General features: G+C 64.0%; 8 protein-coding genes and 1 pseudogene. 6 read left to right on the forward strand and 3 right to left on the reverse strand.

Going from position 1 to position 9,399, the window contains the following annotated elements:
• Nucleotides 1–68: 68 nt before the first annotated feature.
• Complete coding sequence (locus tag Q1L50_RS03985) at nt 69–962, reverse strand: alkaline phosphatase family protein (protein ID WP_300336077.1); 894 nt, start codon at nt 960–962, stop codon at nt 69–71.
• Nucleotides 963–1,695: 733 nt separating this feature from the next.
• On the opposite strand from Q1L50_RS03985, the gene Q1L50_RS03990 reads away from it, so the two are divergent.
• The 6 genes from Q1L50_RS03990 (at nt 1,696) to Q1L50_RS04015 (ending at nt 7,257) form a co-directional block, all read left to right on the forward strand.
• Nucleotides 1,696–2,454: a matrixin family metalloprotease gene (locus tag Q1L50_RS03990; RefSeq protein ID WP_300336079.1), complete on the forward strand. Its 759-nt coding sequence runs from the start codon at nt 1,696–1,698 to the stop codon at nt 2,452–2,454.
• A 61-nt stretch (nt 2,455–2,515) separates the two neighbouring features.
• The gene (locus Q1L50_RS03995; RefSeq protein WP_300336081.1) at nt 2,516–2,962 is read left to right on the forward strand and encodes a hypothetical protein; all 447 of its coding nucleotides are present in this window, start codon (nt 2,516–2,518) and stop codon (nt 2,960–2,962) included.
• Nucleotides 2,963–3,192: 230 nt separating this feature from the next.
• Nucleotides 3,193–5,250 carry an NADPH-dependent 2,4-dienoyl-CoA reductase gene (locus Q1L50_RS04000; RefSeq protein ID WP_300336083.1) on the forward strand — a complete coding sequence of 686 codons (2,058 nt, stop codon included), beginning with the start codon at nt 3,193–3,195 and terminating at the stop codon, nt 5,248–5,250.
• Nucleotides 5,251–5,322: 72 nt separating this feature from the next.
• Nucleotides 5,323–5,964: a TetR/AcrR family transcriptional regulator gene (locus tag Q1L50_RS04005; protein ID WP_300336084.1), complete on the forward strand. Its 642-nt coding sequence runs from the start codon at nt 5,323–5,325 to the stop codon at nt 5,962–5,964.
• Between the two features lie 9 nt (nt 5,965–5,973).
• The gene (locus tag Q1L50_RS04010; protein ID WP_300336085.1) at nt 5,974–6,504 is read left to right on the forward strand and encodes a GNAT family N-acetyltransferase; all 531 of its coding nucleotides are present in this window, start codon (nt 5,974–5,976) and stop codon (nt 6,502–6,504) included.
• Nucleotides 6,505–6,642: 138 nt separating this feature from the next.
• Nucleotides 6,643–7,257, forward strand: a complete 615-nt coding sequence (locus Q1L50_RS04015; RefSeq protein ID WP_300336087.1) for a LysE family translocator — start codon at nt 6,643–6,645, stop codon at nt 7,255–7,257.
• 54 nt (nt 7,258–7,311) lie between these two features.
• On the opposite strand, the gene Q1L50_RS04020 is transcribed toward Q1L50_RS04015, so the two are convergent.
• Both Q1L50_RS04020 and Q1L50_RS04025 read right to left on the reverse strand, forming a co-directional pair.
• Entirely contained in the window at nt 7,312–8,490 is a 1,179-nt protein-coding gene (locus tag Q1L50_RS04020) for a CaiB/BaiF CoA-transferase family protein (RefSeq protein ID WP_300336089.1), read from the reverse strand.
• 10 nt (nt 8,491–8,500) lie between these two features.
• Nucleotides 8,501–9,283, reverse strand: a pseudogene (locus Q1L50_RS04025) (acyl-CoA dehydrogenase family protein); the annotation flags it as partial.
• Between the last annotated feature and the right edge of the window lie 116 nt (nt 9,284–9,399).

Below are 9,399 nucleotides of genomic sequence, written 5' to 3' on the forward strand. Positions count from 1 at the left end.
CGATAGCCGATCCGGCGACCGTCGCAGGCAGCCCCCCGCAAAGCACCCGCCGCCGCCTGCTGGCAGACCTACTCCCGCTGGCGCCAGATTCCTCCGATCGGCCGGGCCCCGGCGTCGCCGGCCGCCATCGGCGCGACGTCCAATATCGCCTCGATCGTCCGCAGCAGATCGTAGTGGTCGTAGCGTGTCTTGACCTCGCCGGGAAGGACGTCTTCTCCCCACAGCACCGTGAACACCCGGTTGTCATTGCCCGCCAGCCCTGCAAACCAGTTGCCCTTGCCGGCTTCGTCAAACGTGACGATGAGCAGAACGTCGCGCCTGAATGTCGGATCCTTGATCAGGTCGGCAAAACTCCTTTCAAGCCACGCGTCCGCATCGCGCAAAGGCTTGTCGTGCGCATCGTGGTCAAGATTCGGGACGACGAGCGAGAAACTCGGCAAGCGATGCGCGTGAGCGTCGACCAGAAACTGGTCAAAGCCCGTGATGTGCTGCCGGCAGAAATCCGGGTTGTCCTGCACATCGGCAAAGCTGAGGAAAGGTACGTGCTTGCGAACATACCGCCCGATCGCCCCGCGCAGATCGCAAGTACCTGCCGGATAGCCTTCAGCGTAGGCCATCCATGACTTCAGCTTCTGCCCGAGATGGGCGCGATCCAGCCTGGCCGGAGAATTGTCGATCACTCCATCGGTACTGCCCGATACCAGGGCGACGTAGTTCGGCTGAGAATGCCCGGCGAGCGCGTGGTAGTTGGCCAGATAGGCGCCAGACGCGGCCAGGAAGCCGAGAAATTTCTCGCGGTACGCCGCATCGGAGTCGGAATTCTCGAGAATCACGAGGACGACTTTCGTCGCGAAGGGCTGGCGAAACTGGCCGGGTTCGTCACTTGCCGGGGGTGGTCTGGTAAATCCCCAAACGACCAGCATGGCCAGCAGCAAGGCGCTCAGCAGCAATTTACGGAACATGGTGGCGGTCACCCTTCTAGAGAACCCACGCTGGAAAAAGAAGCTCAGCCCCACTCCCGTGCGACGGTGAGCCTGACGAATCCCGGGCACGACAGAACACCAGTGTACGGAATTAACACAGGCGCTGGCTCCCCGGTAACAAGCAGCAACAAGTATCGGGCCACGAACGAAAGCGCGACCGCACGATCGTCCCGCGTTGGCGCCACCTGCCGAGATTTCGACCGCTTGATCGCCCACCTCGCCAGGGATGATCGCCCCTGATGCTCGTTCACCAGCGCCTTCATGGCGTCCCGGCGGTTTCGAGGCGCCGGAAGGTACATCGCGCGGCACTGGTAGCGAGCCCACACGCGCACGGCGAGGGAGCGCGAACCCGCGACTACGCGGTCGCTCACGCGCGCCAACCGCCCGGAGAATCGAGCGCATTGGGACGTCTTGGCGGGGATGGCGCTCGGTCGACGGAAGTCGCTGGCCCCCCCAAGCAGCGCGCTGCGGCCACCGGAACGCAGGCCCGCAGGGCCCGCTTGCTGGACGATAACCGACGAGCTGATGCTGGCCTAGGCGAACGACCAGAGGATCGCCAGCCGCGCCACCACAAGGTGTCGGAATTCTTTACAGATGGCACTCGTGGTTCGCTCAAAAAGCCCAATAACTCCATACGCATCAGACCATTGCGACACATGGCGTGATAATTGCTTTGGATCTTCACACCCCAACACCACCCAGGAGAATTCACATGAAACTACGGAAAATTGCTGCTGCGGCACTCCTCGCTGCAGGTGCGCTGACCGCCGCGCCAGCCTCGGCCTTCGTGCTTGGACCAACGAGCCCCGGCAAGTGGGGTCCGCCAGCATTCGGTACCGGTGCCACGATCAGCTACAGCTTCATGGCTACCGGGACGAGTTGCGGGCAGGAATTCGCTGGCTGCACGATCACCGCTCTGGCCGACTTCATGCCTGCGGGCTACCTCGGCGCGGTCACTTCGGCGCTGGCCGCATGGTCGTCGGTCGCCAACCTCACCTTCAACCTGGTTGCCGACGACGGCTTGCCGTTCAACGTCGGGACTTCGGGCGAATTGCGCTTCGGTGGCCACCCCTTCGACGGCCCGTTCAATACCCTGGCGCACGGCTTCTTCCCGCCGGTCAACGGAGCGACCGCAGCCGGCGACATGCACTACGACACCGACGATCAGTGGAAGGTCGGTTTCGGCGGCAACCCGAACGCCTTCGACATCTTCCAGGTTACCGCGCACGAAATCGGTCACGCTCTCGGCCTGGGCCACACCGCCGTCGCGAATTCGCTGATGAATCCGTTCTATACCGAGGCGTTCTCCGGTCCGCAGGCCGACGACATCGCCGGCATGCAGTTCATCTACGGTCCGCCCCAGACGCAGGGCGTTCCCGAGCCGGCAACGGCAGCACTGCTGGGCTTGGCCTGCGCGGCTCTGGGTGCGTTCGGCCGCCGGCGCCGCGCCGCGGCGCTGCCGGTCGCCTGAGCCTTTCTCGTCCTCCGGCGGCGCTGGCGCGGCCGGGGGAGGTCTGGCATGGCAAATCGCCGTGATCTCGCATCGATCGTTGGCATGGGCCCGCCCGATCATCTGCTGCCTGCTGCTCGTCGTCTGCCTTGACGTAGTCGCGATGTGGGCGCGCATGTCGGAATCCGAGTTGCTTGAACGCTCGGACGTGGTCGTGAGCGGCACCTTGATCGGCCAGAGTCAGGTGCGCGCTGCCGGCGAAGACATGGTTCTGGCGGTAATCAAGATCGACACCGTGTACAAGGGAGCGGCCGGGCAATCGGTCGCTTTCCTGGTGCTGCCAGCGGCCGACCGGCCGCTCTCCAGTAGCGATCTGCACTATCAGGTAGGACAATCCGGCCTATGGTTCCTGCGACAGCGCAGCGCGGCCGAGCGTGGCCTTTTCCTAGCCGACCACCCGCAACGATTCACACCGTCGGCAACAGCCTCGGTGCAGATCGAGGCACTACGCAAGATGCTGCCCAGGTAGCCTGCTGCTGCCCGGTGCGCGCGCGGCCCAGGATGATCGGCAGAACCAGCGGGAAGTGCGACAAGTCAGCCAGCGTCGCCATCGCCGTCACGAAATCGATAAAGTCCGCCGCTTGCCGGTGAAGGGCCGCCGCCCGTCGGCAAGCCCTCTTGCAATCCCTCGTGCTTTCCGGAACAATAACCAAGCGCTTGCTTGCTTTACCATCAGTTACCACTTCCGGATACCTCTTCATGAACGAAAGCACCGGCACCGTGCTGCCACGCCCCCCGCAATCCCCCTACCCGCACTTGCTGGCGCCGCTGGATCTCGGCTTTACGACGCTCCGCAACCGCACGCTGATGGGTTCGATGCACACCGGTCTGGAGGAAGTGAAGAACGGCTTCGAACGTATGGCTGCCTTCTACGCCGAGCGTGCCAAGGGCGGCGTCGGGCTGATCGTCACCGGCGGCTTTTCGCCCAACCTGGCCGGCCGGGTCTACCATTTTGGTTCGCAGCTCAGCTTTTCGTGGCAGGTGCGCAAGCATCGCCTGATTACCGAGGCGGTGCATGGCGCCGGCGGCAAGATCGCGCTGCAAATTCTGCATACCGGACGCTATGCCTATCACCCGCTGAACGTCGCGCCGTCAAGGCTGCGCGCGCCGATCAACCGCTTTACGCCGCGCGCGCTTACCCAATGGGGGATCCGCAAGACCATCGGCGACTACGTTCGCTGTGCCCACCTGGCGCAGAAAGCAGGGTACGACGGCGTTGAGATCATGGGCTCCGAGGGCTACCTGATCAACCAGTTCATCGCGCAACAAACCAACCAGCGCACCGACCAATGGGGTGGCTCGTTCGAGAACCGAATCCGTTTCGCGGTCGATACGGTGCGTGCCACCCGTGACAAAGTGGGGCCGAACTTCATCATCATCTTCCGCCTGTCGATGCTCGATCTGGTCGAGGGCGGCAGCACCTGGGACGAAGTGGTGCAACTCGCCAAAGCCATCGAGGCCGCTGGCGCGACGCTGATCAATACCGGCATCGGCTGGCATGAGGCACGCATCCCGACCATTGCGACGATGGTGCCGCGCGCTGCTTTTGCCTGGGTGACCAGACGCCTGAAGGGTGCGGTAGACATCCCGCTGATCACCACCAACCGCATCAACACGCCCGAAGTCGCCGAGGATGTGCTAGCCGCTGGCTGCGCCGACATGGTGTCGATGGCCCGCCCCTTCCTCGCCGACGCCGACTTCGTCAATAAGGCGGCGGCCAGCAAGGGCGACGAAATCAACACCTGCATCGCCTGCAACCAGGCCTGTCTGGACCACATTTTCAACGGCCAGCTGAGCACCTGCCTGGTCAATCCACGTGCCTGCCACGAGACCGAGCTGATCATCGAGAAGGCGGCCTTGCGCAAGAAGGTGGCGGTGGTCGGCGCCGGGCCGGCAGGCATGGCCTGCGCCACGACGGCCGCCGAACGCGGCCACCAGGTGACGCTGTTCGAGGCCGCCGACCGCATCGGCGGCCAGTTCAACATCGCCAAGAAGATCCCCGGCAAGGAGGATTTCGCCGAGACGCTGCGCTACTTCGGCCGCCGCATCGAGACCGCCGGCGTCACCCTGAAGCTGAATCAGCGCGTCGATGCCGAGTTGCTCACGACCGGCGGCTTTGACCATGTGGTGCTGGCCACCGGCATCAGCCCGCGCCAGCTTTCAATCCCGGGGATAGACAGCGCCAAGGTGGCAAACTACGTCGACATCGTCGAAGGCCGCAAACTGGCCGGCAAGAGCGTGGCGATCATCGGCGCCGGCGGCATCGGCTTCGATGTCGGCGAGTTCCTGACCCACACGCATGACGACCGAACCGAGGCCGAGCGCTTCAATGACGAATGGGGTATCGACCCGAGCTACGCGCATCGTGGCGGCCTCAAGCCACCGATCGACGATACGGCGCCGCGTAAGGTCTTTCTGCTGCAGCGCAAGTCATCCAAGGTCGGTGATGGGCTGGCCAAGACCACCGGCTGGATCCGCCGTACCCTGCTCAAGAAGCGCGGCGTACAAATGATCGGCGGCGTGAACTACCAGCGTATCGACGACGCCGGCCTGCACATCACCGTCGATGGGCAGGAAAGGACGCTGCCGGTCGACACCGTCGTCGTCTGCGCCGGCCAGGAATCCCGCCGCGAGTTGCTCGCCCCGCTGCAGACCGCCGGCATCCCGGTAACGCTGATCGGCGGCGCCGACGTCGCCGCTGAACTCGACGCCAAACGCGCCATCGATCAAGGCACGCGGGTCGCCGCGGGATTATGACGCTTGCGCACCAGCGCAATTCACCTCAAGCGACTGCATACCCGGTGCAGCTCCATGGTTGGAATGATGGCGATGCCGAGACGAAAAGAACCAGCAGGGCTTGAACCCAATCGCCGCGCCGAGTTACTGCGCGCGGCGGCCAGGCTGTTCGTCGAAAAGGGTTTCGACGCCACCACCACGCGCGACATCGCCGACGCGGTGGGCATGCGCTCCGGCAGTCCCTTCTACCACTTCCGCAGCAAGCAGGAATTGCTGAAGACGGCGATGGTGGAGGGTCTCGACGCCGGTTACGCACGCCTGCTCGCCGCCATCGACGGCATTGCCGAACCCGAGCAGCGGCTGCGCGTACTGGTCCGCACGCATCTCGGCACCCTGCTCGATGGGGAGTGCCATTCGCCAATGCTGCTCGGCGAGACACGCGCCCTGGATGAAGCAGCGCAGGAGGAAATTGCCGCCGCTTTCGACCGCTATCAGTTGCCGTGGCAGACTACGCTCGACGAACTGCAACAAAGCGGCAAGCTCGCTTCCGCCGCGTCACCGGTACGGCTGCTGCTCTTCGGCATGCTGAACTGGTCCACGCACTGGTATCGCCCGGACGGAAAACTTTCGCTGGATGAACTGGCCGACAGCGCCGTCGCCCTGCTGCTCGGCGGCACACTGCCGACTGCGCCGACGACTGGTCCGGAAAAGAACGAGCCGCAAGCGCTGTCGTAGAGAGCACAGATGAACGCAAGACCCGACTTCGATCTTCAGCCCACGCTCATCGGCGAAACGATTTCGCTTCGCCCCTTGCATGCCGACGATTTCGAGCCGCTCTACGCGGCCGCTTCCGATCCCTTGATCTGGGAACAGCATCCGGAGCCCTTGCGGTATCAGAGACCGGTCTTTGCGGGCTTCTTTTCCGGCGCCGTGGCTTCCGGCGGTGCGCTGGTGGCGACCGACAACCGTGCGGGCGGGGTGATCGGTTCGTCCCGCTACTACGACTGGAATCCCGACGCGAGGGAGGTGACCGTGGGCTACACCTTCCTGGCCAGAAGTCATTGGGGTGGCAGCATCAACCGGGAAATGAAGCAACTGATGCTTGGTCATGCCTTCGTTTTCGCGAAAGTCGTCTGGTTCCATGTCGGCAGCAACAATTGGCGTTCGCGCAAGGCGATGGAAAAGATTGGCGGCACGCTGTCGCACACGGCCCGCGTCGAATCGAACGGCGTCGCCCATGACTACGCCTTCTACAAGATCGAGGCGCCGCCGTAATTCCGCACCCCAAGTCACTGCGGCGCGTTGCCGGCGGCCCCGAACCGTCGCCGGACGCGAGCCCGCCCCGGGCGTGCAGTTGGCGCCAGGACTTCAGGGCTCGGCGAGCTCTTCAACACAGTCTCCCGGGCTTGAACCATGATCACACTGGATTTCCTCATCACCTCGCTGGTCATCGTGCTCATACCCGGCACAGGCGTGCTATTCACGGTTTCCAAGGGGCTGGTTCAGGGCCGCGAAGCCAGCTTCCTTGCGGCACTCGGCTGCACTGCCGGCATCGTTCCCCAACTGCTGGCGACGGTCCTCGGGCTGGCGGCCGTCCTGCACACCAGCGCGGTCGCGTTTCAGGCGCTCAAGTTTGGCGGTGTTGCCTACCTGCTCTATCTGGCCTGGCTCACCCGGCGAGACCGGTCCGCCTTCGTGGTTGGCCAGGCTGCACCCGCAAGCAGCGCGGCAAACCTTGTCGTCAAGGCCCTCCTGCTGAACATCCTGAACGCGAAACTCTCGATCTTCTTCCTGGCCTTTCTGCCGCAGTTCGTTCAGCCTGGTGCGGTCTCGCCGCTGCGCGATCTGCTGGCTCTTAGTGCCGTCTTCATGATCATGACCTTGGTGGTCTTTGTCGTTTACGGGCTACTGTCCAATGCCTTCCGCAAACAGATCATTGAATCGCCCGGTGTCCAATCGTGGTTGCGTCGCGGCTTTGCAGCGGCCTTCGCGGGTCTCGGCGTAAACCTGGCGCTATCGGACAGATAACACCATCCCGTCGCGCAAGCATTCGGCGCGGCAGCCGTTGAGAAGCGTTAGCGGTCAGATTGCCCGCGCCTCTCGCAGGCGATCGATCGCCGCCGGATCCCACCCCAATTCATTGAGGATCGCGTCGGTGTGCTGCCCGAGCGCGGGTACCGCGTCCATGCGTGGCGTGAAGGTGTCGACTTCGCCGGGTGGCAGCAAGGCCGGAATCGGGCCGGCCGGAGTATCGACCTCGGTCCACCGCCCGCGCGCCTTCAGCTGCGGGTGCTCCCAGACCTCGTGCATGTCGTTCATGCGTGCGTTGGCAATCTGCGCCGCGTCGAGCTTGGCGATCAACTGCTCCGAGCTGAACCGCGCGAAGCACTCGTCGATCAGCGCGTGCAGTTCGTCACGCGCCTGCGTACGCCGCGAGTTCGAGCAGAAACGTTCGTCGCTGGCCAGTCCGGGGCATTCGAGCACCTGCGTGCAGAAGACCTGCCACTCGCGCTCATTCTGCACGCCTAGCAGCACCGTCGTGCCGTCGCCGACGGTAAACGGGCCATAGGGAAAAATCGTCGCATGCGCCGCGCCGGCGCGCGGCGGCGGCTTCGCGCCGTCGAACGAGTAATACAAAGGATAGCTCATCCACTCGACCATGCATTCGAGCATCGACACCTCGATATGGCAGCCGCGCCCACTCCTGGCACGCTGCAGCAGCGCGGCGAGAATGCTGCTCTGCGCATGCATGCCGGCCGCGATGTCCGCGATCGAGCAGCCGGCCTTGGCCGCCTCGGCTGGCGAGCCGGTGACCGAAAGGAATCCAGACTCGCTCTGGATCAGCAGGTCATAGGCTTTCTTGTCGCGATACGGACCGTTGCCGCCGTAGCCCGAAATGTCGCAAACGATCAGCCGTGGATGCTGTTCGCGCAGCGCGGCGTAAGCCAGCCCGAGACGCGCCGCGGCCCCGGGCGCCAGATTCTGCACCAGCACGTCGGCCCCGGCGAGCAGCCGGTCCAGGATCGCCGGCACCTCCGGGTGCTTGAGGTCGAGCGTCAGGCTCTCCTTCGAGCGGTTGGTCCACACGAAGTGCGACGCCAGGCCGCGGACGCGCTCGTCGTAGGCGCGCGCGAAATCACCGCTGCGCGGACGTTCGACCTTGATCACGCGGGCGCCGAGGTCGGCCAGCTGACGGGTGCAGAACGGCGCAGCAATCGCGTGTTCGAGGGTGACGACGCGAATGCCGTCGAGCGGGCGCATGGCTGGCCTTCTAGAAAGAGCGCGGCAGACCGAGCAGGTGCTCGGCGACGTAGGAAAAAATCAGGTTGGTCGAGATCGGCGCGACCTGATACAAACGCGTTTCGCGGAACTTGCGCTCGACGTCGTACTCGGTGGCGAAGCCGAAACCGCCGTGCGTCTGCAGGCAGACGTTGGCCGCCTCCCACGACGCCTTGGCGGCGAGGTACTTGGCCATGTTCGCCTCGGCACCACAGGGCTGCTGCGCGTCGAACAGCGCACAGGCCTTGAAGCGCATCAGGTTGGCCGCCTCGACCTCGATGTAGGCGTCGGCGATCGGAAACTGAACGCCCTCGTTCTGGCCGATCGGGCGGTCGAAGACGATGCGCTCGCGGGCGTAGCGGCGAGCACGCTCGATGAACCAGTAGCCGTCGCCGATGCACTCGGCGGCAATCAGCGCGCGCTCGGCGTTGAGTCCTTCGAGGAGGTACCTGAAGCCCTTCCCTTCCTCGCCGATCAGGTTCTCCGCCGGGACCTCCAGATTGTCGAAGAACAACTCGTTGGTCTCGTGATTGACCATGTTGGCGATCGGCCGCACGCTCAGGCCCTTGCCGACCGCCCGCTCCAGGTCGACGATGAAGATCGACATCCCTTCGGACTTCCGGGCCACCTGTGCGAACGGCGTCGTCCGCGCCAGCAGGATCATCAGGTCCGAGTGCTGCACGCGCGAGATCCACACCTTCTGGCCATTGACCACGTAGCGACCGTCCTTTTTCACCGCGCTGGTCGTGATCCGGCTGGTATCGGAGCCAATGCTCTCAACGTATCAGAACAAAGTCATACCCCGTTCTTGTAAGCATGTGATAAATGTGGCTTTTGCGTGAATTTTCTGGGGGATGACCGGTTTGGTTTAATCTGGACGAGGTTCTTGAT

This window comes from Accumulibacter sp. (assembly GCF_029255145.1).
Lineage (GTDB): Bacteria > Pseudomonadota > Gammaproteobacteria > Burkholderiales > Rhodocyclaceae > Accumulibacter.

Bases quoted from the DNA above. Each gene is read 5' to 3' on its own strand.
- Q1L50_RS03985 (WP_300336077.1), bottom strand. From the start codon at position 962: ATGTTCCGTAAATTGCTGCTGAGCGCCTTGCTGCTGGCCATGCTGGTC.
- Q1L50_RS03990 (WP_300336079.1), top strand. From the start codon at position 1,696: ATGAAACTACGGAAAATTGCTGCTGCGGCACTCCTCGCTGCAGGTGCG.
- Q1L50_RS04000 (WP_300336083.1), top strand. From the start codon at position 3,193: ATGAACGAAAGCACCGGCACCGTGCTGCCACGCCCCCCGCAATCCCCC.
- Q1L50_RS04005 (WP_300336084.1), top strand. From the start codon at position 5,323: ATGCCGAGACGAAAAGAACCAGCAGGGCTTGAACCCAATCGCCGCGCC.
- Q1L50_RS04010 (WP_300336085.1), top strand. From the start codon at position 5,974: ATGAACGCAAGACCCGACTTCGATCTTCAGCCCACGCTCATCGGCGAA.
- Q1L50_RS04015 (WP_300336087.1), top strand. From the start codon at position 6,643: ATGATCACACTGGATTTCCTCATCACCTCGCTGGTCATCGTGCTCATA.
- Q1L50_RS04020 (WP_300336089.1), bottom strand. From the start codon at position 8,490: ATGCGCCCGCTCGACGGCATTCGCGTCGTCACCCTCGAACACGCGATT.